Source organism: Mesorhizobium sp. 2RAF45 (genome assembly GCF_052115225.1).
Classification (GTDB): domain Bacteria; phylum Pseudomonadota; class Alphaproteobacteria; order Rhizobiales; family Rhizobiaceae; genus Mesorhizobium; species Mesorhizobium jarvisii.
Map to the genome: position 1 here is coordinate 36,020 of NZ_JBFRGG010000006.1, position 22,769 is coordinate 58,788.

Genomic DNA, 22,769 nt, shown 5'->3' on the forward strand with positions numbered 1-22,769 from the left:
TCAGCCGATCTCGAAGAAAGGCTTGCCGAGCAGGCTCGGGTCCACGTCGATGCCGAGGCCGGGTCCGTCTGGAACGCCCATATGGCTGCCGGTGACCGGCGGGGCGTTGAAGGCCGTGCGCACCGTCACCCATTGATGGAAGGCAATGGCATGCAGCCGGCGCTCCTCCGGCGTCGACAGCGACAGATGCGCCATCGCTGCCGTGTCGATCTCGGCGCCGCCTGTGTCTTCGACAGTGATCATGAAGCCGAGGTCGACGGCAACGTCGCGAATCTGCCGGGTCTTGGTCACACCGCCCAACCGCGAGATCTTCAGCGTCAACCCGTCGGCCGCGCCCAGGCGGTGAATCTCCAGCATCGCTTCCAGCGAGGTGACGGATTCGTCGAGCACCATCGGCTTGTCGAGCATGCGGCGCACCGACATGTTCTCCTCGATCGTCGTGCAGGGCTGCTCGAACGTGTAGTCGATGCCGCGCGTGGCATCGGCGAACTGCCGTGCCTGATAGGGTGTCCAGCCGGCATTGGCGTCGCAGAAAATCACCGTACCTTTCGGCACGGCCGAGGCGACCGTCGTCACCCGCTCGATGTCGTCGTGCACATTGCCGCCGACCTTGACCTGCAAACGCCGACAGCCCTCCGCGATGATCCTTTTTGCCAGTGCCGCCATCTGATCGAGCGTGCCGTGGGTGACGACCCGGTAGGTCTCCGCCATGTCGCTCTCGCGGCCGCCTAGCATGGTCACCAGCGGCACGTCGGCGGCGCGCGCGGCGAGATCCCAGCAGGCCATGTCGAGCGCCGACTTGATGTAGGGATGGCCCTTGAACACCGTGTCCATAAGCCGGCCGATGCTGGCGAGGCCGCGCGGATCGTGGCCGATGAGATGCGGCGCGATTTCCGGCACGCCCGCGCGTGTTCCTGCTGGAAACGCGGCCGAGTAGAAATTGCCGAGCGGCGCCATTTCACCCCAGCCGGTCAGGCCGCTGTCGGCGGTGATGGCGACGATCACCGCGTCAAAGGCGTCGGCCTGGCGCCCCTTGGACATGCGGTAGGGGCCGTCCACGAAGGGCTGCACGACATGGTAGGCTTTGATGGATTTGATCTGCACTTCTGTCTGTCCGCTGGCTGCGATGTCTGGGAATTGGTCAGGCGCCCTTTGACGGACGCTGTTCGAGGCTGCGCGCATAGGAGAGCAACTGCTCGAAGTCGAGATTGATATGTTCGCGTGCATGACGCTGGGCAGCGCGCATATCGGCGCCCTTCATCAGTTGCACGTAGATCTCATGGACGTCTTCGGCCGGCACCGGCTCGTTGCGCGCATGCTGGTGCAGCGCGAAATACATCTGAAGCCGGCTGGTCAGTCGTTGCCAGGTTTCCAGAAGCACTGAATTGTCGGCCCATTCATAGATCAGTCCGTGCAGTTGCAGCGCGGTTTCGATCTGCCTTGTGGTTTCGAGGTTGCGTGTCGCCTGCTTCACCGCTTCGTGGCGCCGGTCAAGTTCATCGAAGAAACGCTGGTCGCGCAGGGGCCATGTTCGTTCGATGGCGAACTCATCCAGCACCTGGTTGAGCGAATAGGCATCGTCGATGTCCTTGGCGGTGACGTCGATGACGAAGGTGCCAGCATATGGAATGCTGGTCAGGATGCCTTCCTGCACCAACTCGCGCATCGCCTCGCGCAATGGCGCGCGGCTGACCCGCATCTGTTCGGAGATTCTGAGCTCGTTGAGCTTCTGGCCAGGTTGCAGTTGCCCGGTCAGGATGGCGCGCCGCAGGAGCGCGACGATTTCGGCGCGACGCGTCGTATCGGCAATCGGGCTGAAATCCGTCGTCACCATCCGGCCCACTCCAGCGAGTACAGTGGGCAAGACAATCAGATTGTCGACAATCTAACAAGATGGCATTTCGGATTTTTCATCGTCGCCCGGCATTTCCGATACGGACGCGGTTTGGGCGGCTCAGGCCGCGCGGCCGTAGAAGCCGACCCGCTCCTCGGCGCTGAACATCACGCCTGGTTTCTCGTAGTAGGAGAACACCGCGATCATGCGTTCGCGCTCGCCTTCGACCGTGGTGACGCGGTGCGCGGTGTTCTTGCCGCGGAACACATTGAGCGTACCCGGCTTCATGCGCAGGATCTTGGCGTCGGGATCACGGCCTTCGAGCAGCCTGGCGACGCCCTCATAATTCGGGTCGTCATCCGATCTGAGATCGGTGCGGTATTCGAGGTCGCCGCCACGTTGCGATTGCTGCAAAAGCAGCGTCGTGGTGAATTCCGAGCGGTCGAAATGCCAGTTCAGCGCCTCGCCGGCGCGATAGGCCATGACATTGGTGCGGGCCAGCGGATCCTGCATGACATGCAGTTTTTCCTTGCCCATTGTCGCCGCCAGGAAATGCACGAGCGGCTCGTATTCGTAGATGGCAAGCACGGTGCTGTCCGGAATCTGGTCGGCGCACACAGTGTGACTGATGGTTTCGACCTTGCGCAAAGCGGGGTGGTCGGGTGCGAGCTCGGGAATGCTGGGCTTGAAGTAGATGTTGTGCATGCGCTTGTGGACATGGGACTGCGTGTCCATCACCGGCTTGATTTCCCGCACCGCCTGTTCGGCGACGCCGGGCCGCAGAAAACCTTCGAGATTGAACATGCCGTCGGTCCGGAGGGCTTCGATCGACTGTTCGACGAGGCGCTTCCATTCGGCGCTGCCTTCGCGGTCGAGCGGATAACGGTCGAGATCGAGAATGTCTTTCATGTCGCGTGCTCCATCGGTTGGGCACAGAAGATCGCAAAAAATTCTTTCTCTCAACGGCGAAAATTATTAGGAATGAGCAAGAAAAACTTATGGAGATTGGCATGGAAAAACTGCCGCCACTGAACGCGATCAAGGCCTTCGAGGTCGCGGCCCGCGCCGGCAGCTTCACTTTGGCCGCGAGCGAGCTCGGCGTATCCTCGGCGGCGGTCAGCCAGCAGATCCGCAATCTCGAAACATGGTTCGGCAAGCAGCTGTTCGTACGCACTGGCAACCGCATCACCCTGACAGACGCCGGTCACGCCATCTACCCGCAGACCGCGCGAGCATTGGGTGACATTGCCGCCATCGCCCAGCGCATGCTGGAAGGCGGCTTGAGGACACGGCTTGTCGTGAGCGTGCCGTTCTCGCTGGCAGAGCTGTGGCTGGCGCCGAGGCTGGCCGCTCTTCTCGAGGCCTTCCCGCATATGGCGATCGATGTGCGGGCCGAAGACGATCCGATCGATCTGGTACGCCAGAATGTCGACCTGCGCATCTCCTATGGCGATTATCACTATCCCGGCCTGAGGATGGTGCGCCTCGTCCATGACGATGTGCTACCGGTCTGCGCGCCGGAATTCTGGCACCGGCACGGCAATGGCGATCCGGGGCTCACGGACCTGCATGAGAGCCTGTTCATCCACACCAATTGGGGGCCGAACTATGCCTCGCACCCAAGCTGGGCGGACTGGTTCGCGGCATGTGGAGGCGGCCGCTCGCCCGACCCGTCGCATGGCCGGCGCGTCGGCCTGTCCAGCCTGGCGATCGCCTCGGCGAGGTTGGGTCTGGGCATTGCGCTCGGCCAGCGTGTGATGGCGCAGGCCGATCTGGAGGCCGGGCGCCTGATCGCGCTGTCATCGGTCTCGGTGCGCCTCGGTAACCCCTATTGCGCCTTCATGCCGCCGGCCAAGGCCGACCGTGCCGATGTGGCCGCTCTTGTCGGCCTGCTTGTGAATACGGCGCCCACGACCCGTGGGTAGGTCGAGGGCGCCGCGCGGAAACCGGGCCTGCGGGGGTGTCAGGTAGCCGGTTTCTGTGGCAGTGGCGAGATCGGCATTCCGGGTCCGATCTTCTGCAGATTGCCTGTGATCACCTGGTCGCCTTCCGAGACGCCGCTCAAGATAGCTACAAGGTCGCCGCTGGTCGGCCCGAGCGAGACCAGCCGCTGGTCGACCGTGTTGCCCTTGCCGACGACGTAGAGATATTTGCCGAGCTGGCTCGAACCCAGCGCCGTCTGCGGCACCATCAGCGCGTCCGGCTGTTGCCTGATATGCAGCCGCACGCGGACGTACTGGCCAGGCATGAGCGTGAACTTCGCATTGCCGATGGTGGCACGCGCGGTGATGGTGCCGGTCGAGTGATCGACCGTGTTGTCGATGAAGGTGAGTTCGCCCGTCTGGCTGGTCTCGGTCTGACCCGGCAGCAGGACTTCGACATCGACCGGGCCGGCCGCGCGGGCCTGCTCGATCTCGGCCAGATCCGTCTCGCTCGGATTGAAGGTGACATAGATCGGGTCGAGTTGCACCAGCGTGTTGAGCACCGTGCCGGCGACGCTGACCAGCGTTCCGACCGAAGCCTGGTTGCGGCCCAGGCGCCCGGGGAACGGAGCATGGATCTCGGCGTAGCTCAGATTGAGCTCCGCCGTGCGCACGGCCGCCTGGTTGAGCGCCAGCGACGCCTGCGCTTCGCGCAAGGTGCTGGTGCGCTGGTCGAAGCTGTCCTTGTCTAGGTAACCGCTCTTGGCAAGCTCGGTGCCGCGGCCGAGATTGGACCGCGCATAGTCGAGCGTCGCCGTATCGCGCTGGACCTGGGCTTTCGCCTGGTCGAGCGCGGCCTGGAAGTCGTCGGGCGAGATCCTGTAGAGAACGTCGCCTTGCCGCACATCCGCGCCGTCCTGCGCCGTCTGTTCCTGCAAATAGCCGGGCACGCGCGCCTGCAGCGTGATGCTGCGGATAGGCTCGATGCGGGCGGCATAGTCCAGATAGATCGGGATCGTCTTCTTGACCACGCTCGCCACCGGCACCGGCATGACGAATGCCGCCGGAGCGGGCGTTGCCGCACCGGCCGTGCCGGTGCTCAGCCTGAGATTTCCCATATCGAGCAGGTGGACGCTCGCCACGGAGATCGCGCCCAGCGCGACAGCCGCTCCCAAAGCAATTTTCCATTTACGCATAATATTTCTCCAATCTTATTCGGCCGCTTCCGCCAGGGGAGGGAAGGCGGGTTCGGCAGTTGGTTCAGTATGCTTGGAGGCGGGTTCGCCGCTTTCGCGGCGCTCCCGCAACTGTTCGATGACCGCGTAGAAGACCGGCACGAACACCAGCGACAGGATGGTCGCGGCGACCATGCCGCCAAACACCGTGGTGCCGATCGACTGGCGGCTTGCGGCACCGGCGCCAGTGGCGAACATCAGTGGCAGCACGCCAAGTATGAAGGCGAAGGCCGTCATCAGGATCGGCCGCAGCCTCAGCCGCGCGGCTTCCATCGCCGCCTCGACGATGCTGAGGCCCTCCTCGCGTCGCCGCCTGGCGAACTCGACAATCAGAATCGCGTTCTTGGCCGCCAGGCCGATCAGCATGACGAAGCCGATCTGCGAGTAGACGTCGATCTGCATGCCGCGCACCGACAGGGCCGCGAAGGCGCCGAACAAGGCCAATGGCACCGCCAGCAGCACCATGAACGGCATCGCCCAGCTCTCATACTGCGCCGCCAGGATCAGGAAGACGAAGACGATGGCGAGGCCGAAGACGACGGACGCGATCGATCCCGCCTTGAGTTCCTGGAAGGTGATGCCGGTCCATTCGAAACCGAAATCCCTGGGGAGCGCGGTGGCAGCCGCCCGTTCCATGGCAGCGACAGCCTGGCCCGAGGAGAAGCCCGGCGCGGCACCGCCATTGATCGAGGCCGAGGCGTTGTTGTTGTAGTGCGGCACGGTTTCCGGCCCGACGAACGGCACCAGCTTGCCCAGCGTCGAGAGCGGCACCATGCCGCCCGAGGCATTGCGCACATAGAGCCTCGATATGTCGGCGGCGCCCGCACGTGCATCCTTGTCGGCCTGGATGGTCACCCGGAAGGTGCGGCCGAACAGGTTGAAGTCGTTCACGTAGAGCGAGCCGAGATAGATCTGCAGCGTGTTGAAGACATCGGGCAGGTTGAGGCCGAGAAGCTTGGCCTTGCTGCGGTCGAGGTCGTAGTTGAATTGCGGCGTCGAGGTCGAGAACGGCGAGAACAGCTGCTGCGGATTGATTTCCGGCTGCTTGCGCGCCTCGGCGATCACGGCTTGCGTCGCGTCATTGAGGGCCGTGCTGCCGCGACCGGTGAGATCCTCGACGACGAATTCGAAGCCACCGGTCGTGCCGATACCCGGGATCGAAGGCGGATCGAAGGAGAGCGCGAAAGCTTCCGGAATCTGCATCAGCTTGCCGCGCACATCGGCGACGAGTTTCGACGCGCTCTGGTCGGGGCCACGCTCTTCCCATGGCTTGAGGATGGCGAACTCGACCGCCGAGTTCGACTGCGCCGCACTGGTCAGGAAGTTCAGGCCGCTGATCGAGCCGACAATGTCGACACCGGGCGTCGCCTGCAGGATGTCGCGCGCCTTCTGGGCCACCGCGTCGGTGCGCTCGAGCGAGGCACCGTCGGGCAACTGGATGACGACGAAGAAATAGCCCTGGTCCTCGACCGGAAGGAAGGTCGAGGGCAGCTTCTGCCAGACGAAATAGGTAGCGACCAGCCCGGCCGCAAACAGGCCAAGCATGATCCAGCGCAGGCGGATGAGGAAGCGCACGCCATGGGCGTAGGCATGCGACAGCTTGTCGAAGCCGGTGTTGAACCAGCGGAACAGGAAGAACTGTGGCCCATGCCTATGGCGCAGGAAAGCGGCACTGAGCGCGGGGCTCAGCGTCAGCGAATTGAAAGCCGAGATGCCAACCGAAATCGCCACCGTCAGCGCGAATTGGTTGTAGAGCCGACCCGAGACGCCCGGAATGAAGGCGACCGGCACGAACACGGCCATCAGCACGGCGGTGGTGGCGATGATCGGACCGGTGACTTCGGCCATGGCGGCCTTGGTCGCCGCCAATGGTTTCAGCCCGGCCTCGAGTTGTCGTTCAACATTCTCGACCACGACGATGGCGTCGTCGACGACAAGGCCGATCGCCAGCACCATGCCGAGCAGGGAGAGCATGTTGAGCGAGAAGCCCAGCATCTCCATGACGACCAGTGTCGCCACCAGCGACACCGGAATGGCGATGGTCGGGATGATGGTCGTGCGCCAGCTCTGCAGGAAGATGAACACCACCGCGACGACCAGCACCAGCGCTTCGCCGAGCGTGATCAGCACGTCATGCATCGACGCCGAGACGAAGCGCGTCGTGTCGTAGTGCATGGCGTAGGACACGCCCTTCGGGAAACGCGCCGACAGTTCCTGCATCTTGTCCTTGACGCGCTGCTGAAGGTCGAGCGCGTTGGAACCGGGCATCTGGTAGACCGCGAGCACCACGGTCGGGTCCTTGCCGAAGAAGGCCGAGGACGAATATTGCAGCGCGCCGAGTTCGATGCGCGCGACGTCGCGCAGCCGCACCAGCGAGCCGGTGTCGGTGTTGGCGCGCACCACGATGTCGCCGAATTCCTTCGGGTCGCTCAGGCGGCCGACAGCGTTGACCTGCATCTCGAAGGCGGTGCCGGCGGGCGCCGGCGACTGGCCGATCTTGCCGGCCGCCACCTGGACGTTCTGCTCGGAGATGGCATTCTGCACGTCGACGGCGGTGATGCCGAGATTGGCAAGCTTGTCCGGATCGAGCCAGACGCGCATCGAATAGCGCCGCTCGCCGAAGATCTGCACATCGCCGACGCCTTGCAGCCGCTTCAGCGGATCGACAACCTGCAGGTAGGCGAGGTTCGACAGCGCCACCGGATCGACCGACTTGTCGGGCGAGGTGAGGTTGACGATGAGCACGAAGTTCGGGTTCTGCTTCTTGATCGTCACGCCGCCCTGGTTGACGATCGCCGGCAGCGACGAGGCCGCCTGCGAGACGCGGTTCTGGACGTCGACGGCGGCGGTGCTCAGGGAGTAGCCGACATCGAAGGTGATGGTGATGGTCGAGGAGCCGTCATTGGAGCTCGTCGACGACATGTAGGTCATGCCCTGCACGCCGTTGATCTGCTGCTCCAGCGGCGTCGTCACCGTGTCGGCCACGACTTGCGCGCTGGCGCCCGGATAGTGGGCGCTGACCACGACCTGGGGCGGCGTGATGTCTGGAAACTGCGAGACCGGCAGCAGGAAATAACAAATCGTCCCGGCGAGCACCATGATGATGGCGATCGCCGAGGCGAAGATCGGACGGTGAATGAAGAAGTTTACCACGACACACATGCCTCGCCGGCTGCTCTTGCCCGCCCGAAGGCGCTGGCAACTCTGGATAACTGGCCGTGCCCGTCACGGGAGACTTCCCGTGAACGCAGCAACGGCACCTCGCGACGCTGCCCATCGGCAAGCGAGCGAAGCATCTTCTCGAGGGCGCGGGGGTCGACCCCATCTGCCTTCATGACCAGCCGGATCATCGGATCCCGGACGGCCTCATCTATGGTAAGATCGCGGCGCTGTGGCATTGGCCGGCTCCTTGTCTGTCGATTCGCAGCCCATACTCGCGAACCGTTTTTCATTTCCTCACCGGCCGGAGCCGCATGATTGGCAGTTTCTCGTCCGTCTCATCTGGCAGGACCAGTTCACGGCCTTGTTATTGACGGCGGGCGACATAGGTGTTACCAGTAAGTAACATTCTGGAAGTTACAGACCGGTAACACCCTAGTCAAGAGGTGGCCGAGGGTTTTTTGGAAACGAAAGGAGATCATGATGACAGACGGCGTCGTGGAGCGCTCTCGTCCCCGGGATCGGATTCTGGAGACGGCACGCGACATGTTCCACAAGCACGGCATCAAGGGCGTCGGCGTCGACGCCATCACCGAAGCTGCCGGCACGAACAAGATGACGCTCTATCGTCACTTCGAATCCAAGGACGAACTGATCGTCGAGTGCCTGCGCGCCAATGCGGCCAAGGCCGGCGCCATGTGGGACGCTTTCGAGGCCGAGTTTCCCGGCGACAAGCTCGCGCAGCTGCATGCCTGGGTTGGCAAGGCGGCTGCCATGCTCAATACCGACGGCCGCGGCTGCGACATGGCCAATGCCGCCGCTGAGCTGACCGAGCCAGACCATCCGGCGAGGCTGGTGATCAAGGAACTCAAGGAAGCCCAGCGCGAACGCCTTGTGACGCTATGCCGGGGTGCGGGCATCGGTCAGGCCGAACTGCTTGCCGATACGCTGTCGCTGCTGTTCGAAGGCGCGCGTGTCAGCGTGCAGACCGTGGGCGCCGAAGGTCCGAGCACGCAGTTCGTGCGCATGGCCGAAGGGTTGATCGTTTCCTTCCGGGGCACCGCCGCCGGTTGAAATCCGCCGCGACTGTTGGCGATTTGCCGGCGTATGATCGAGGCGATGCTTGGCGCCCTTTGGCGTGGGCAAAGGAATTTCCGATGCTGAATGAAAAAAGCCCGCTGCCGGGAGGAGGTGGCAGCGGGCTCGATTTCGAATGTGGCGCGGGAGGAGGTGCACCCCATTCATCGTCGGCATCGCATCTGGGAGGAGTAGATGACCGACAACCAGAACTTACGAGTTGCCCAATGATTCGGCAACAATGAATTGTGCATAGCAGCTGTGCAGATTTGCCGTGTCAATTATCAGACAAATCCAGGAACCGGCTTTACCCTGAGCAATTCCAGGAAAAGTGAAACGGTTTTCACGGGGCGCATAGCGCTTTCCCTTGGGAATTGCGTCAAAACAAAGAGCTGGAGTAGGTTGCCGTTTCTGTGAAACGGTGAACTGCTCTAGGCGCCCGGCCTTATTGCACCGGCACGTTTTCCCTGAAGATCAGGCGCGGCTCGATGAATTTCCGGGTGAGATAAGGCGCCGATGAGGCGATGGAGCCGAGCAGGCGGATAACCGACTGTTCGGCAATCAGCCTGGCGTTCTGGTCGATGACGACGTCGACGAGGTCGTCGACGAGATAGCCACGGGTTTCCCGCGTCAGGTCGTGGCAGATGAACACCGGCTTGCGGTTGGGCCTGGCTTCCCGGATGGCTTTCGCAACGCCGGAGCGTCCGGCCCCGACGCAATAGATGCCGAGCAGCTCCGGTTCGTTGTGCAGCGCCTTCATGGTTTCGGCGTAGCTGGCATCCGGTTCGTCGTTGATCTCGACGGCACTGGTCACGGTGAGGTTGGGAAACTCTTCGCCGAGCACTGAGCGAAAGCCCATTTCACGCTCCTCATGGCCGCGATAGGAGCGCGAACCGACGACCATCGCCAGATGGCCCTCGCGGCCGCCGAGGAAGCGGCCCATCAGAAGTGCCGCCGTTCGGCCCGCTACCCGGTTGTCGATGCCGATATAGGCCGAGCGGGGAGCGGCAGGAATATCGGACACCAGCGTCACCAGGCGGATGCCGGCTTCGACAATGTCGCGTAGGATGTTGCGGGTTCGCGGATGGTCGATGGCGATGACACCGACGCCATTGGCCCTCAGCGACAGATTTTCTACGGCGCTCTGCAGTGCGTTCGGCGAGATGCCGGCGAGGTTGTGGATCCGGCACGAAGCGACCAGCGGCAGGCGCGATGCATAGTCCTCGATGTGCCTTGCCAGATCCTGCATGAATGCGTTGCCGCCGATCGGCAGGAAGAATTCAAGGTTTGCGGGCTTGGAGGGAAGCGTAACCTGGTCGGCGACCGGCAGATAGCCGAGCTGCTTGGCGGCTTCCATGACGCGCTGCCGGTTGGCGGCGCTGGCGCCCGGCCTGTTGTTGAGCACCCTGTCGACCGTCGCGGTCGAGAGTCCGCAATTCCTGGCGATGTCGGAGACGGTGGCCTTCATGCCGCAACCCTATGCGCCGATGCGATCGTGCGCCAGACAAGCAATTTCGCAGCCGATGCGATCCGAGGGACGGGTGATCGACATCCATCACCGCGATGCGCGTTTGGCTGTTTCGACAACGCGGCTTCCGCCCTCAGTGCGGCGGCTTGCCGTCGGCGATGGCTTCGCGAATTTCCTTGTCCGACATGCCGGTGATGATCCGTTCGACTTCCGTCACGGTTGTCTTCTTCGGGTCGATGTCGTCGGCGACCACCTTGCCCCGGCGCATGACGACGATGCGGTCGACCACCTGGAAGACATGATGGATGTTGTGCGCGATGAAGATGCAGGAATGGCCGGAATCGCGAGCGTTGCGCACGAAGCTCAGCACGCCTTGTGTCTCGGCGACGCCGAGATTGTTGGTCGGCTCGTCGAGGATGATGAGGTCGCTGTCGAAATGCATGGCGCGCGCGATCGCCACCGCCTGGCGTTCGCCGCCGGAGAGCGAGCCGATCGGCGTCGTCGGCGGAATGTTCTTCGAAATGCCGACCTGTTTGAGCAGGTCGCGGGCGACGGTGTTCATCGCCTCCTGGTCCATGCGGTTGAGGAAACGCGGCGGCTTGATCGGCTCGCGCCCGAGAAACAAATTGCGGGCGATCGACAGTTGCGTGACCAGCGCGGAATCCTGGTAGATCGTTTCGATGCCCTGCGCGATGGCGTCGCTGGTGCTGCGCAAGGTGACCTTCTTGCCGCGGATGAAGATGTCGCCGCTGGTCAGCGGCACCGCGCCCGACAAGACCTTGATCAGCGTCGACTTGCCGGCGCCATTGTCGCCGAGCAGGCCGACGATCTCGCGCTCGTTGACATGGAAATTGGCGTCCTCGAGCGCCTGCACGCGGCCGTAGGACTTGCGGATGTTCTGCATGCGGATCAATGGCTCGGCCATGGTTCAAGTCCCTGCCTGGTGCCGGCGTTCCAGCCATGAGTGGAGCGCCATCATGCCAAGGATGATCGCGCCGATGAAGATATTGTAGGCAAGACCGGGCACGCCGATCAGCACGATGCCGTTGCGCATCACGCGCAGGATCAGGATGCCGAGCACGGTGCCGATGATGGTCCCGCGTCCGCCGGTCAGCGCCGTGCCGCCGATCACCACCATGGCGATGACTTCGAGTTCGTAGCCGGTGCCGCTATTGGGATTGGCGGCGGAAGTTCGCAGCGAGGAGATGACGCCGGCCAGCGAGGCCATGAGCGACGACAGCACGAACAGGCCGATCTTGACGCGGTTGACATTGACGCCGCGGGCGCGCGCGGCGTTGGGATTGCCGCCCGCCGCCTGGATCCAGTTTCCGGTCCGGCTTTGCGTCAGCACATAGCCGAGCGCGATCGCCGCGGCGATGAACCAGAACAGCGACATGTAGATGCGGAACGGCCCGATGAAGAAGTCGCCGACCAGCGCCTCTGCCAGCCAGCTGCCCTCGGCGCTCCAGGTGCGCTGCGGAAAACCGTCGGTGATGAAAAGCGCACTGCCGCGCACCACGAGCAGCATGCCGAGCGTGACCAGGAAGGACGGGATCTTGAGTTGCGTGACGAACCAGCCATTGACCAGGCCGATCAGGGCGGCAACCACCAGCGCGGCAACGAAGCCCATTTCCAGCGAGGTGACGCCGCTGTTGAACAGCGTCCACATCAGCACGGGCGAGAAGCCGAACAGGGATCCGACGGACAGGTCGAATTCGCCTGACGTCATCAGCAAGGTCATCGCCAGCGCGATCAGGCCGAGCTCGACGGTGAAGGCCAGGGTGTTGGAGATGTTCTGCGGCGACAGGAAGTCGTGATTGAAGCCCCAGAAAACGCCGATCTCGACGATGAGCAGCACGAAGGGACCGAATTCAGGCCGCGCAATCAGGCGTTGGACAAGCGAATGATTTTCCACTGGGAACCCGCGACATGGTTTGGAACGGGCCGCGATCTCCACCGCCTCGGATGGATTGTCGCGACGCAAGAAGATATCTGGCGCCGCGAGACAGACGGACACGGCGCCAGGGATCGCGGTTTATTTGCCGGACAGTATCTTGTCGTAGATGCCGGCGGTGTCCTTCTCATAGAGCGCGCCGGTGATGACGTTGAAGCCCGGAGGAATGCCTGACGCCGCCATGTTGGCGAGCGACAGCGCGACATAGCTGGTCGCCTGCGGGTCCTGCCACTGGCCGGCATTGACGTAGCCGTTCAGCACTTCCTGCGTGGTGTCGAGCGAGTTGCCCCAGCCGACAACGGGGATTTCGCCCGGCTTGACGCCGACCTGGTCGAACACCCGCTTGATCGAGCCGGTGACGAGGTCGCCGAGACCGATGATGGCGTTGACCTTGCCCTTGTGGGCGGTGAGGTAGTCGACCATGCGGTTGATCACTTCGGCCTGGTCGAGCGTTGCTTCGGTCACTTCGTAGGTGATGCCGAGCGGTCCAAACACGCTCTTGATGCCTTCCTCTTCCTGGACGCCATAGGTGGCGCCGGGGATCTCGACGGGCATCCAGACGAAGTCGCCCTTCTTCACCAGGCCCTTGTCGACCAGATATTGCGCCCAATGCTTGCCGAAGGTGACGTTGTCGCCGCCGACATAGGCATTGAAATTGGCTTTTGGATCAGGCGTGTTGAAGTTGATGATAGGGATGTTGGCCGCGCGGGCTTCCTTGACGATCTCGACGAGGCTGCCCGGATCGGGGCTGGTGGTGACGATGCCGTCGGCCTTGGCCGAGAGGGCGGCGCGAACCGCTTCCTGCTGGGAGGCGACGTCGCCATTGTGAAACGAGGTGTTGACGGTGTTGCCGGTGTCCTTGGCCCATTGCTTGGCCCCGGCCAGGAAGTAGGTCCAGACCGGGTCGGCCGGGCCGCCGTGCGAAATCCAGTAGAAGGTCTTGGCCTGCGCCGCTGCCGGAATGACCGTCAGCGCGACCAGCAGGCCGTAGAGCACAAGTCTCAGTCTTGTCAGCATTTGATTTCCTCCCGGTTGAAGATGATCCGTCTCTTGTTCCGGCGTCGGCCGGATTGCGTCTTTTGCCAGCGCCGCTCGGATGCCTCAGAGCATTCCCTTTTTCGACGGATGGCAAGCCTCCATCTGCAGATGTAGTTGGCGCCTGACGCGGCGCCATCAACGGTCCCATCAGATTGCATCAGTCGGGGTGATTTTTCCGGGCGGCCGGATGATGATTGGCGGCGAGGCTCAGCCGAGCGGATTGTCCCCGCTGTGTCCGGCGTGCCAGTGGCGCCAAGGCCGGATCAGCCGGTCGATCGCCAAGCCAAGCACGACCAGAGCACCGGTGGTGAAGGCGGCCCAGATGGCATCCACGCCAAGCAAGGTCATGGCGTTGTGGGCAGGTTCTTAGATCAGATCGGCCTTTGCCAGGTCGCGCATGAGATGGCTGGCGCCGTAGGTCCAGTGCGGGCAATCGGGCGACAGCCGCACCCGGTTGACCAGCGCGCCGAACTTTTCCGACGAGATGGTGACGATGTCGCCGACCTTGTGGGTAAACCCCTTGCCCTTTTCGCCGCGGTCTTTCGACGGCACGAACATGGTGCCGAGATAGAGCGCCAGCCCGTCCGGATACTGGTGGTGCGGCCCCATAGCGGCGGCTACCAGTTCTTCGGGCGAACGGCTGATCTCGGCCATCGAGCTTGCGCCCTCCAGCGAGAAGCCATCCTCGCCCCCGACCTTGAGGCGCACCACGGCGCGCTTCACGTCGTCGATCGAGAAGGTGTCGTCGAACAGTCGGATGAAAGGTCCAAGCGACGCCGAAGCGTTGTTGTCCTTGGCCTTGCCGAGCAGCAGCGCGGAGCGCCCTTCGACGTCGCGCAGATTGACGTCGTTGCCGATGGTGGCGCCGACGATCCTGCCGCTCGAGGCGGCGATCATGGCGATCTCCGGCTCCGGATTGTTCCAGGTCGACACCGGGTGCAGGCCGACATCGGCGCCGAAGCCGACCGAGGCCATCGGCTGGCACTTGGTGAAGATCTCGGCGTCGGGACCGATACCGACTTCCAGATATTGCGACCAGGCGCCGCGCGCGATCAGCTTGGCCTTGATCTCCATGGCTTCCGGCGAACCCGGCTTGAGCTTCGACAAATCATGGCCGATCAGCCCGGCAATGTCAGCGCGGATGGCGTCGGCCTTTTCCGCCGAGCCGCGCGCCTGTTCCTCGATCACCCGCTCGAGCAGGCTGACGACGAAGGTGACGCCCGACGCCTTGACCGCCTGCAGGTCGACCGGGGAGAGGAGATAGGGTTTTGCCGGATCGCGATTGGCCGCAAAACTGTTGGCCGCGATGTCGTCGAGCGAGCCGATCGGCTTGCCCTTGGCCGAGCGCACATGACCTGCCGGATCGGCCATTTCGCAGATGTCCCGCACGGTCGGCGCTGCGATCGAGGTGATATCGAAGACGGTGGCGTCACGCACCGTGACCACGAGTGGGTGAGGCACATCAGCCGATCGAGCGCGGCCGAGAAAGACGCCATCGTCAGGCAGAAACGTCATGTTTGTCATTGCACTCTCGTCGTTACGCAGGATGGTTCGATGTTATGAGGTGCGCATGGCCTCTTCAAGCCGACACGCCCTGAAGCAGCATGTACCAAGCGACAGGCGATCAACGAAAATGGCCTTTGTCACGATGTCACTGCACTGCGTCGCGACTTCCGATGTGGCGCTACAGCTCATCCCAACGTAACCGCAAATGCGCGCTTGTCGATCCGCCTTTTTCCAGCGTGGTCAGGCCGCTGCCGTGATGAGCATCCACCACATGTGAAACGGGTTCGAAGCAGAAGAAATCAGCGTCTCGTGCCGGCGAATAGAGGACGAAGACATTCAGCGAGGGCGACGCCTCGATCGTGACGGCGATAGCGTCATCCGGCTGGATGATCGAGGCGTGCCCGTTCCAGCCTTCGAAGGCATTGTTGACCCAGGCGTCGGGAAGCGGCGCGGCTTGCGAAAAATCCCAGTCCGGCCGGGAGGCCAGCGGCACCACCCCCGTCGGCAGGTGTCGGTCGTCCTCCAACCAGACACTGCGCGCCGATGCTTGGAGCAGAGTGCGCGGGCGGCGCGGAAACCAGGGGTGGAAGCCTAGCCCGTAGGGCAGGCGTATGGCGGCTCGGTTCTCGACAGCCAGCACGGCGGACAACGCGCCATCCTCCAATGCATAGCGGACGCTCGCATGGTAGCGGTAGGGTCCGATCGCCCCATCCTCCAGAGCCAGCTCCATTTCAGTGCCGGTTCGCCTCGTCAACCGCCACGGCCTTTGAAATGCGTCGCCGTGGAGTGGGAACGGCTCGCCGTTGACATTGGGCTCTATCGCATGGAAGCGCCCGTCAAACTCGAAGCCGCCGCCGGAAATGCGGTTTGACCAAGGGATCAGCAGTTGGGACCCGAACTTCAGCAGACCCCTCGATGGCTCAAGCACAGGCGTCGGTGCTCGGCCGGTGCGGAGCGCGTCGTAGCGCAGGATGGCAGCGCCCTCGCGGGGGCGCACCACGACGCTCGCACGCCCATCGGCAAGTTCGATCTCATCGCCATTGCTCATTGAAAAGCAGCCATGGCTACCATCCGCCATCGATGTTGATGTTCTGACCGCTGATCATGTCCGATGCCGGGGAGACGAGGAACAGCACGAGATCGGCGATATGCTGCGGCTCGATGCGTCGCTTCAGGCATTGGTTGGCAAGGATCCAGTCATTGTATTCCTCGAGCCGTTCTCCGAAGACGCGCTCCTCTGCCTCGGAAACGACGGCGCCTGGCGACACCGCGTTCACGGTGATGCCGTGTGGTCCCAATTCCCGCGCCAGCGACTTGGTGAGTCCCAGCATGGCTCCCTTCGAAGCCACGTAGGGAACGTAGCCGTCCCAGCGACCGTTCAGCGTCACCGAGCAGAAGTTGACGATCCTGCCCTGGCCTTTCTTCTTCATGCCAGGCGCGCAGGCGCGCGCCAGCGCGAAGGCGGCTGACGAATTCACACGGATCTGGTCCTCGTACTCGCCAAGTGAGAATTCCTCGAACGGACGGTTGATGATGAGCGCCGCGTTGTTGATCAGAATGTCGATCGTGCCTTCTTCGTCGGCGAGCGCCTTGACCGCTGTCTCGGCTTCGGCCAACTGGTTCAAGTCGCAACCGACATAGACGATCGTACCCTTGTTCGCCGCCGACAATTCCGCTGCGATTCCGGGCCCTTCTGCATTCTCCGGCCGGTCAAGCAGAAGCACGCGCGCGCCAGCGCGGGCAAGCGCGGCAGCCTGGGCGCGGCCGAGCGAACCCAGACCGCCGGTCAGGAGCACAACTTTACCGGAAAGGTTCGTCATCACCGTTCCCGCCCCTCAAAGCACGTTGTGAACTTCATCGATGGAGGTTTCCTCGATGCGTTTGTCGAGAACGACCTCGCCGCGCGCCATCGCCACCACGCGATCACAGCAATCAAAAACGTGATGCATGTTGTGGCTGATGAAAACGCCGGTCACCCCTTGTGCCTTCAATCCACGTACAAAGCCGATGACCTTGCTGGTCTCCTTGACCGAAAGGTGATTGGTCGGCTCGTCGAGGATCATCACCTTCGACTTGAAATGCATGGCCCTCGCGATGGCGACGCCCTGCCGCTGGCCGCCTGACAGTTCACCGACCAGTGCGTCGGGCGAGCGCAGATGCAGGTCGACATTGGCGATCGCCTTGATGCTTTCGCTGCCCATCTTCTTTTGATCCAGTATGCCGACGCCGAATACGGAAAACAGCGTCGGTTCGCGGCCGATAAACAGGTTCCTGGCGATCGACATGGTGGGAACCATCGAATTGTACTGGTAGATGGTCTCGATGCCGAGGTTCATCGCGTCGCGCGGCCTGGCGATCCGCACCGGTCTGCCTTCGACCAGGATCTCGCCCTCGTCGGCGGTATGGACGCCCGACAGAATGTTGATGAGCGTCGATTTGCCGGCACCGTTGTCGCCGACCAACCCAAGTGCCTCGCCTCGCTTCAGGTCGAGGCTCACGCCCTTCAACGCATGGACGCCGGAATACCATTTGTGAAGATTGCGGACGGAGATGATTGCGTCTTCCATGGCTCAGCCCTCCATCTTGATCGCCTTGGCGCGCTTGCGCATCCAGGCATTGGCGACGACGGCGAAAATGGTCAGGAAGCCGATCGCGAATTTGAACCAGTTCGCGTCCACATTGGAGAGCACCAGCCCGTTGTCGATGATGCGGATGAGGATCGTGCCGATGATGCCGCCAGCGACCGTACCGATGCCGCCTGCGAGCGAAGCGCCGCCGATGACCGCCGAGGCCACCGCCTGGAGTTCCAGGCCTTCGCCAATGGAAGGCAAAGGAGAGCCCAGCCTCAGCACTTGCAACATGCCGGCGAAACCCGACAGCATCGAGCAAAGCACGAAGCATGCGAGTTTTACTCTCGCTGTCGGGATGCCCATCGAGGCGGCAGCCGGGTGGAAGCCGCCGGTGGCCTTTATCCAATTGCCGAAATTGGTTCTGGAAAGCATCAGTGACGTTAAAAGGGCAATTCCCGCAAACCACAGGAACGACATGCGGAACATGTTGCCGGGGCCGACGAACGACGTGAACAGCCAGTTCGGAAGATCGGCGGGAAGCAAGGGTGGAAACCCGCCCGAGACGACGATCGTCAGCGACCGGGCGATGAAAAGCATGCCGAGCGTGGTGATGAAGCTCGGGATCTCGAACCAGATCGTCACATAGCCGTTGATAAATCCGATCACCGCGCAAACGATAAGCCCGGCCAGCAAGGCAAGTGGGAAAGGCACCCCTTCGACCATGAGGACCGCCATGCACATCGGCATCAGGGCGAACACCGATCCGACCGACAGGTCGAATTCGCCGCTGATCATCAAGATCGTGACGCCGATGGCGACGAGGCCCGTTTCCGGCAGAATGCCGAGTATGCCGCGAAGGTTATCCTGGTTGAGGAACACGCCATTCGAGCGGATCTCGAAAATCACCACCAGAAGCACCAGCAGGATCAGTCCCGCCAGTTCCGGCTTTTCCAGATAGGTCTTGAAGAGGCGTTTCAAGGCAGGCTCCAGGAATTCGAGGCATGGGACCACCCGGCGGTGCGAGCACTGCCGGGCGAACACATGGCGCGCGTGGGCTTAACGCAGACCTTGCGAGGAAAGCGTCATGATCGCGTCGGCCTGATCCGGGCGCACGATGCCTTGACCCGTATCGATGTCGGAGGGGGCCAGACCTACCTTCTTGTTCAGGTAGGCTTCCATGACGGGCATGAAGCCCTGCATGTAGGGCTGTTGGTCCACCAAAGCCTGTACGTAGCCCTTCTGCATCTGCTGCAGAACTTCCGGCACCAGATCGAAACCGCCAAGGAGTACCTTGCCCGGCGCGACGCCGCGGTCCTGCAGCGATCGCGCAACGCCCGCGCACCAGAAGCCGGTGTCGAAATAGGCTGTGGTGTCGGGATGCGCATTGAGATAGGCGCCGACACGATCGGATGTAATCGCGAGGTCCGTTCCGCTGTCGATCCGCTCCCATGAGACCTGGCGGTCGGGATGGGCCGCCTTGTACTCTTCCAGGAACTGCATCACGCCTGCGCCACGGCTTTCGGACCAGTTCTGGCCGGGTGCGGAAATGCCGACCAGAACCTTGATTGGCCCCTCTTTCGGGAAGCTCTCGGAAATCGCCTTGCCGAGCGAATAGCCCGCCGGCTTGAAACCTTGCCCTATGAAGGCCTGCCGCGCATTGCCCTTGGCGCCTTCGGTGTCATCGACATTGACGGCAATCACCAACACACCGGCATCTCGCGCCTCCTTGATGACGTCGTCGAACGCCTTGTTGTCGACAATCGAGGTCAGCAGGGCATCCGGCTTGGCGGCAAGTGCGGCGCGCATGTTGGCGAGTTGTTGCTCGACCGAGCCTTCGGTCTGGGTGAAAATCATGTTGCACTTGGCCTCGACCTTGCCGCAGGCATCGTCAAAGCCCTTTTTCACCGCCTGCCAGAAGGTGTTCGAGGCCGACGAATGGTGTGTAAAGACGATGTTGAGCCCGTCGGCACTGGCGACGGAAGGCCCGGCAAGCAGCGTCGTGGCGAGCAAAAGCGTTGCAGTCAGTCGTTTCATTTCTATTCCTCCCGTTGAGTGTTCTTCAGATGTCCGTCTTGTCGGAGACGCGGCGATGGACGGTGTAGGCCCGACCGAGGTCGGGATTGAGTTCCAGCCCGAGGCCTGGGCCAGGCGGCACGGTGATCATGCCGTCCTTGACTTCCGGTAGCGCGGTCACGAGGTCGCGGTACCAGGTCCTGTAAAATGCCCGCACACTCTCCTGTACGAGCGCGTTGGGCGCGTTGAGGGATAAATGCGTGGATGCCGCCAGGACCACTGGCCCGGTGCAGTCATGCGGCGCGACCGGCAAATGCCAGGCCTCCGCCATTGCGGCGATCTTGCGTGCTTCGGAAAGCCCGCCGCACCAGGAAATGTCCAGCATGACGATGCCTGCGGCGCCGGTCTCCAGAAGGTCGCGGAATGCCCAGCGACTGCCCAGGGTTTCCGACGCCGAGATCGGTGCCGGGCTCGCGGCCTCGTAGCGCTTGAGATCGGCGAGGCTATCCATGCGGATGGGATCCTCATGCCAGTACGTGCCATAAGGCCCGAGCGCCTTGGCGATCTTGATCGCCGGCAAGAGCTGCCACATGGAGTGGAACTCGACCATGATGTCGATCTTGTCACCAACCGCTTTGCGGATCTTTTCGAAGGGCTGCAGCGCGGCTTTGAGGTCGCCGGCGGTGATGTCTTGCCCCCGGCTTTTCTCGGCGGCATGGTCGAAAGGCCAGATCTTCATGGCCGTGATGCCGTCCTCAAGCAGCTCCGCCGCCAATTCGTCGGCGCGGTGGAGAAACCCGTTCAGGTCGTCGTATCCTTGCCTTGTGCCCAGACCATAATTCGCGGTGGTCTGTCCCTTGCCGTCCTTGATGTATTCGGTACCGGCGCAGGTGTTGTAGGTACGGATGGACCGGCGCGAAAAGCCTCCCAGAAGTTGCGCGATCGGCTGGTTCATGGCCTTGCCGAAAATATCCCAGAGCGCGATGTCGAAGGCGGAATTGCCGCGGACTTCGACCCCGCTTGAGCGGAAACCGAGATAGCCAACCAGGTCCGCGGAAAGCAAATCGATCTGAAGTGGATCGCGGCCGATTACGCGTGGCGCGACATATTCATGGACATATTCCTCGACCGTGCGGGCCAAGAAAAAAGTTTCGCCAAGGCCGGTAATGCCTTCGTCGGTATGCACCTCGATCCAGAGCAGATTGGGCCGCTCTTCGATACGAATGGTCTCAAGCGAGCGGATTTTCATGCGATCCCCGCGTCGATCAATGCCTTGACGCTTTTGTCGAAATGCGCGGCCATATGTTCGGCGGCAAGTTGCGGGTTCCCCGCGATGATCGCCCGAGCAATATCCGCGTGCCCCTCGATCATCTTGATCTGCTCTTCCTCGGTTACGCGCGTACGCCAGCCGATCACCCAGGTGCGTCGCGTGACGCCGCTGAAGGCGTTGATGATCAACGAAAACACCGGGTTGTGAGAGGCCCGCGCGATCGCCTCATGGAATGCGATGTCGTGTTCCATGACGATCTCGGGCGCACGGTAATTCTCGCGCATCAGCCGCGCGCATTTCTGTATTTCAGCCGCCTCCGCGTCGGTCCGCCGGAGTGCGGCGAGCGCTACCGTGCGCATTTCGATGGTGCGGCGCACATCATAAACCTGCTGGACGCTGATCTGTTCGGTCGTGACGCCGTGCTCGATCACCATCGACATGGCACCAATGTCGAGCTTGGCAACGCTGGCGCGCCGGCCGGCGCTCATGTCGATGAGGCGCATCGCCGACAGCGACCGAAACGCCTCCCGCACCACCGTCCGCGAGACACTGAGCCTGCGGGTCATGTCAGCTTCACTGGGCAAGAGGTCGCCAGGGCCAAGGCCTTCAACGCGGATGTGCTGGGTGATGGCCTGAATTGCGGCACTCACCAGCCCGGGATTTGTCTCGTCAGGCCCTATGCCGCGATCGCTTACCATTTGCCCAAAACCTGTATGACATGTTTTCTTGAAATGGGTATATCTTTGTGAAATCTTGTCTGTCAATAGCGGTTGACTACGCGACAGTTGGGAAGGGAAAAGGGTAGTGGATAGCGGAGAGAAACAGCCAGGCTTCGTGTTCGATGCCCAGGATATCGTCGGCGAGAGCCTGCTCTGGGACGAGAACAGGAAGACACTGATCTGGGTGGATATCATCGGGCGACGCATTCACCAGCTCGATCCGGGTACTCGCGATCATCGGAGTTGGCCGACGCCGGACCTCGCAACCTCGATTGGCCTGCGTAAGGACGGTGGCGCGATCGTCGGGCTGCGAAAGGATGTGGCTCTGTGGGATTTTGGAAAAGCCTTCAGGACGATCGCGACGATCGAACCGGACAGTCCTGACACACGGTTGAATGAGGGCATTGTCGCCCCGGATGGCTCATTCTGGGTCGGCACCATGGAAAACAACATCGATGCCGACGATCGTCCACGCGATATTTGGCGAGATGCGGGGCGGATCTATCGCGTCGACACGGCCGGCATCGTCGAGGCGCTCAGCGCCGATCGCTTCGGCATCACCAACACGATGGTCTGGACAGCGAATGATACCTTCATCACGGCGGACACGACCAAGAACCAGATCTTTCGCTATCACTGGGACAGGGTGCGGTCGCGAATAACCGACAGGCGCCCTTTCTTCTCGGACTTTCCACGCGGCCTGCCGGATGGGTCGTGCATGGATGCGGAGGGCTATGTCTGGAATTGTCGCGTTGCGGGGGGCGGCTGCCTGGTTCGCATTTCACCTGACGGGGTTCTGGACAAGGTGGTGGACCTGCCCTGCAGCTGGCCCACAAGCTGTACCTTCGGCGGCGAGAATTTCGATATCCTCTTCGTCACTTCGGCACGGTTTACCATGAGCGAGAGGCATTTGCAGGCAAACCCGCAGGAGGGCGGGTTGTTCGCTGTGCGCGCAGGCGTTCGAGGCACACCAGCCAAACGGTTCGGTGAGATTACCTACTGAC

General features: G+C 62.4%; 21 protein-coding genes. 3 read left to right on the forward strand and 18 right to left on the reverse strand.

Annotation, left to right across the window (positions count from 1 at the left end; all coding sequences use genetic code 11):
• The 3 genes from AB4Z43_RS17770 to AB4Z43_RS17780 all read right to left on the reverse strand — a co-directional run bounded on the left by AB4Z43_RS17770 (nucleotide 1) and on the right by AB4Z43_RS17780 (nucleotide 2,743).
• The gene (locus AB4Z43_RS17770; RefSeq protein WP_019856881.1) at nucleotides 1–1,104 is read right to left on the reverse strand and encodes a mandelate racemase/muconate lactonizing enzyme family protein; all 1,104 of its coding nucleotides are present in this window, start codon (nucleotides 1,102–1,104) and stop codon (nucleotides 1–3) included.
• 37 nt (nucleotides 1,105–1,141) lie between these two features.
• Entirely contained in the window at nucleotides 1,142–1,834 is a 693-nt protein-coding gene (locus tag AB4Z43_RS17775; protein ID WP_441938631.1) for a GntR family transcriptional regulator, read from the reverse strand.
• A gap of 120 nt (nucleotides 1,835–1,954) precedes the next feature.
• Nucleotides 1,955–2,743, reverse strand: coding sequence for a HalD/BesD family halogenase (locus AB4Z43_RS17780; protein ID WP_064983197.1), 789 nt, complete (start codon nucleotides 2,741–2,743; stop codon nucleotides 1,955–1,957).
• Nucleotides 2,744–2,844: 101 nt separating this feature from the next.
• On the opposite strand from AB4Z43_RS17780, the gene AB4Z43_RS17785 reads away from it, so the two are divergent.
• A complete protein-coding gene (locus AB4Z43_RS17785; RefSeq protein ID WP_032920999.1) occupies nucleotides 2,845–3,759 on the forward strand; it encodes a LysR substrate-binding domain-containing protein in 915 nt (304 codons plus the stop codon).
• A gap of 38 nt (nucleotides 3,760–3,797) precedes the next feature.
• Here the strand turns inward: AB4Z43_RS17785 and AB4Z43_RS17790 are convergent, their stop codons facing one another.
• On the reverse strand, nucleotides 3,798–4,952 hold the full coding sequence (locus AB4Z43_RS17790) for an efflux RND transporter periplasmic adaptor subunit (protein WP_019856885.1): 1,155 nt from the start codon (nucleotides 4,950–4,952) through the stop codon (nucleotides 3,798–3,800).
• A gap of 15 nt (nucleotides 4,953–4,967) precedes the next feature.
• The gene (locus AB4Z43_RS17795; protein WP_171880399.1) at nucleotides 4,968–8,153 is read right to left on the reverse strand and encodes an efflux RND transporter permease subunit; all 3,186 of its coding nucleotides are present in this window, start codon (nucleotides 8,151–8,153) and stop codon (nucleotides 4,968–4,970) included.
• Between the two features lie 480 nt (nucleotides 8,154–8,633).
• On the opposite strand from AB4Z43_RS17795, the gene AB4Z43_RS17800 reads away from it, so the two are divergent.
• Nucleotides 8,634–9,224: a TetR/AcrR family transcriptional regulator gene (locus tag AB4Z43_RS17800; RefSeq protein ID WP_027046599.1), complete on the forward strand. Its 591-nt coding sequence runs from the start codon at nucleotides 8,634–8,636 to the stop codon at nucleotides 9,222–9,224.
• Between the two features lie 448 nt (nucleotides 9,225–9,672).
• Here AB4Z43_RS17800 and AB4Z43_RS17805 read toward each other — a convergent pair whose 3' ends face one another.
• From AB4Z43_RS17805 to AB4Z43_RS17865, 13 genes are all read right to left on the reverse strand, one after another.
• Complete coding sequence (locus tag AB4Z43_RS17805) at nucleotides 9,673–10,695, reverse strand: LacI family DNA-binding transcriptional regulator (RefSeq protein ID WP_038645303.1); 1,023 nt, start codon at nucleotides 10,693–10,695, stop codon at nucleotides 9,673–9,675.
• 133 nt (nucleotides 10,696–10,828) lie between these two features.
• Nucleotides 10,829–11,620: an ATP-binding cassette domain-containing protein gene (locus AB4Z43_RS17810; protein WP_202360434.1), complete on the reverse strand. Its 792-nt coding sequence runs from the start codon at nucleotides 11,618–11,620 to the stop codon at nucleotides 10,829–10,831.
• Nucleotides 11,621–11,623: 3 nt separating this feature from the next.
• On the reverse strand, nucleotides 11,624–12,610 hold the full coding sequence (locus tag AB4Z43_RS17815) for an ABC transporter permease (RefSeq protein WP_020628799.1): 987 nt from the start codon (nucleotides 12,608–12,610) through the stop codon (nucleotides 11,624–11,626).
• Nucleotides 12,611–12,730: 120 nt separating this feature from the next.
• Nucleotides 12,731–13,666, reverse strand: a complete 936-nt coding sequence (locus AB4Z43_RS17820; protein ID WP_019856893.1) for a substrate-binding domain-containing protein — start codon at nucleotides 13,664–13,666, stop codon at nucleotides 12,731–12,733.
• A gap of 228 nt (nucleotides 13,667–13,894) precedes the next feature.
• The gene (locus AB4Z43_RS17825; protein ID WP_019856894.1) at nucleotides 13,895–14,035 is read right to left on the reverse strand and encodes a hypothetical protein; all 141 of its coding nucleotides are present in this window, start codon (nucleotides 14,033–14,035) and stop codon (nucleotides 13,895–13,897) included.
• 18 nt (nucleotides 14,036–14,053) lie between these two features.
• A complete protein-coding gene (locus tag AB4Z43_RS17830; protein WP_441938632.1) occupies nucleotides 14,054–15,211 on the reverse strand; it encodes a fumarylacetoacetate hydrolase family protein in 1,158 nt (385 codons plus the stop codon).
• Between the two features lie 160 nt (nucleotides 15,212–15,371).
• Nucleotides 15,372–16,241 carry an aldose 1-epimerase gene (locus tag AB4Z43_RS17835; RefSeq protein WP_069091639.1) on the reverse strand — a complete coding sequence of 290 codons (870 nt, stop codon included), beginning with the start codon at nucleotides 16,239–16,241 and terminating at the stop codon, nucleotides 15,372–15,374.
• Between the two features lie 16 nt (nucleotides 16,242–16,257).
• The gene (locus AB4Z43_RS17840; protein ID WP_069091640.1) at nucleotides 16,258–17,013 is read right to left on the reverse strand and encodes an SDR family oxidoreductase; all 756 of its coding nucleotides are present in this window, start codon (nucleotides 17,011–17,013) and stop codon (nucleotides 16,258–16,260) included.
• A gap of 15 nt (nucleotides 17,014–17,028) precedes the next feature.
• Nucleotides 17,029–17,760: an ATP-binding cassette domain-containing protein gene (locus tag AB4Z43_RS17845; RefSeq protein ID WP_010914799.1), complete on the reverse strand. Its 732-nt coding sequence runs from the start codon at nucleotides 17,758–17,760 to the stop codon at nucleotides 17,029–17,031.
• Nucleotides 17,761–17,763: 3 nt separating this feature from the next.
• Nucleotides 17,764–18,741, reverse strand: coding sequence for an ABC transporter permease (locus tag AB4Z43_RS17850; protein WP_019856899.1), 978 nt, complete (start codon nucleotides 18,739–18,741; stop codon nucleotides 17,764–17,766).
• 78 nt (nucleotides 18,742–18,819) lie between these two features.
• Entirely contained in the window at nucleotides 18,820–19,797 is a 978-nt protein-coding gene (locus AB4Z43_RS17855) for a sugar ABC transporter substrate-binding protein (RefSeq protein WP_069091641.1), read from the reverse strand.
• A gap of 25 nt (nucleotides 19,798–19,822) precedes the next feature.
• Nucleotides 19,823–21,025 carry a mandelate racemase/muconate lactonizing enzyme family protein gene (locus AB4Z43_RS17860; protein ID WP_019856901.1) on the reverse strand — a complete coding sequence of 401 codons (1,203 nt, stop codon included), beginning with the start codon at nucleotides 21,023–21,025 and terminating at the stop codon, nucleotides 19,823–19,825.
• Nucleotides 21,022–21,744, reverse strand: a complete 723-nt coding sequence (locus AB4Z43_RS17865; protein ID WP_051726751.1) for a FadR/GntR family transcriptional regulator — start codon at nucleotides 21,742–21,744, stop codon at nucleotides 21,022–21,024. Before AB4Z43_RS17865 ends, AB4Z43_RS17860 begins: the two co-directional genes overlap by 4 nt.
• A gap of 106 nt (nucleotides 21,745–21,850) precedes the next feature.
• On the opposite strand from AB4Z43_RS17865, the gene AB4Z43_RS17870 reads away from it, so the two are divergent.
• On the forward strand, nucleotides 21,851–22,768 hold the full coding sequence (locus AB4Z43_RS17870; RefSeq protein WP_038645315.1) for an SMP-30/gluconolactonase/LRE family protein: 918 nt from the start codon (nucleotides 21,851–21,853) through the stop codon (nucleotides 22,766–22,768).
• The last annotated feature ends 1 nt before the right edge of the window (nucleotide 22,769 follow it).

Coding starts and splice junctions, on each gene's coding strand:
- AB4Z43_RS17860 (WP_019856901.1), bottom strand. CDS start 21,025: ATGAAAATCCGCTCGCTTGAGACCATTCGTATCGAAGAGCGGCCCAAT.
- AB4Z43_RS17855 (WP_069091641.1), bottom strand. CDS start 19,797: ATGAAACGACTGACTGCAACGCTTTTGCTCGCCACGACGCTGCTTGCC.
- AB4Z43_RS17795 (WP_171880399.1), bottom strand. CDS start 8,153: ATGTGTGTCGTGGTAAACTTCTTCATTCACCGTCCGATCTTCGCCTCG.
- AB4Z43_RS17835 (WP_069091639.1), bottom strand. CDS start 16,241: ATGAGCAATGGCGATGAGATCGAACTTGCCGATGGGCGTGCGAGCGTC.
- AB4Z43_RS17790 (WP_019856885.1), bottom strand. CDS start 4,952: ATGCGTAAATGGAAAATTGCTTTGGGAGCGGCTGTCGCGCTGGGCGCG.
- AB4Z43_RS17865 (WP_051726751.1), bottom strand. CDS start 21,744: ATGGTAAGCGATCGCGGCATAGGGCCTGACGAGACAAATCCCGGGCTG.
- AB4Z43_RS17830 (WP_441938632.1), bottom strand. CDS start 15,211: ATGACAAACATGACGTTTCTGCCTGACGATGGCGTCTTTCTCGGCCGC.
- AB4Z43_RS17810 (WP_202360434.1), bottom strand. CDS start 11,620: ATGGCCGAGCCATTGATCCGCATGCAGAACATCCGCAAGTCCTACGGC.
- AB4Z43_RS17805 (WP_038645303.1), bottom strand. CDS start 10,695: ATGAAGGCCACCGTCTCCGACATCGCCAGGAATTGCGGACTCTCGACC.
- AB4Z43_RS17775 (WP_441938631.1), bottom strand. CDS start 1,834: ATGGTGACGACGGATTTCAGCCCGATTGCCGATACGACGCGTCGCGCC.
- AB4Z43_RS17840 (WP_069091640.1), bottom strand. CDS start 17,013: ATGACGAACCTTTCCGGTAAAGTTGTGCTCCTGACCGGCGGTCTGGGT.
- AB4Z43_RS17825 (WP_019856894.1), bottom strand. CDS start 14,035: ATGACCTTGCTTGGCGTGGATGCCATCTGGGCCGCCTTCACCACCGGT.
- AB4Z43_RS17800 (WP_027046599.1), top strand. CDS start 8,634: ATGACAGACGGCGTCGTGGAGCGCTCTCGTCCCCGGGATCGGATTCTG.
- AB4Z43_RS17780 (WP_064983197.1), bottom strand. CDS start 2,743: ATGAAAGACATTCTCGATCTCGACCGTTATCCGCTCGACCGCGAAGGC.
- AB4Z43_RS17785 (WP_032920999.1), top strand. CDS start 2,845: ATGGAAAAACTGCCGCCACTGAACGCGATCAAGGCCTTCGAGGTCGCG.
- AB4Z43_RS17845 (WP_010914799.1), bottom strand. CDS start 17,760: ATGGAAGACGCAATCATCTCCGTCCGCAATCTTCACAAATGGTATTCC.
- AB4Z43_RS17820 (WP_019856893.1), bottom strand. CDS start 13,666: ATGCTGACAAGACTGAGACTTGTGCTCTACGGCCTGCTGGTCGCGCTG.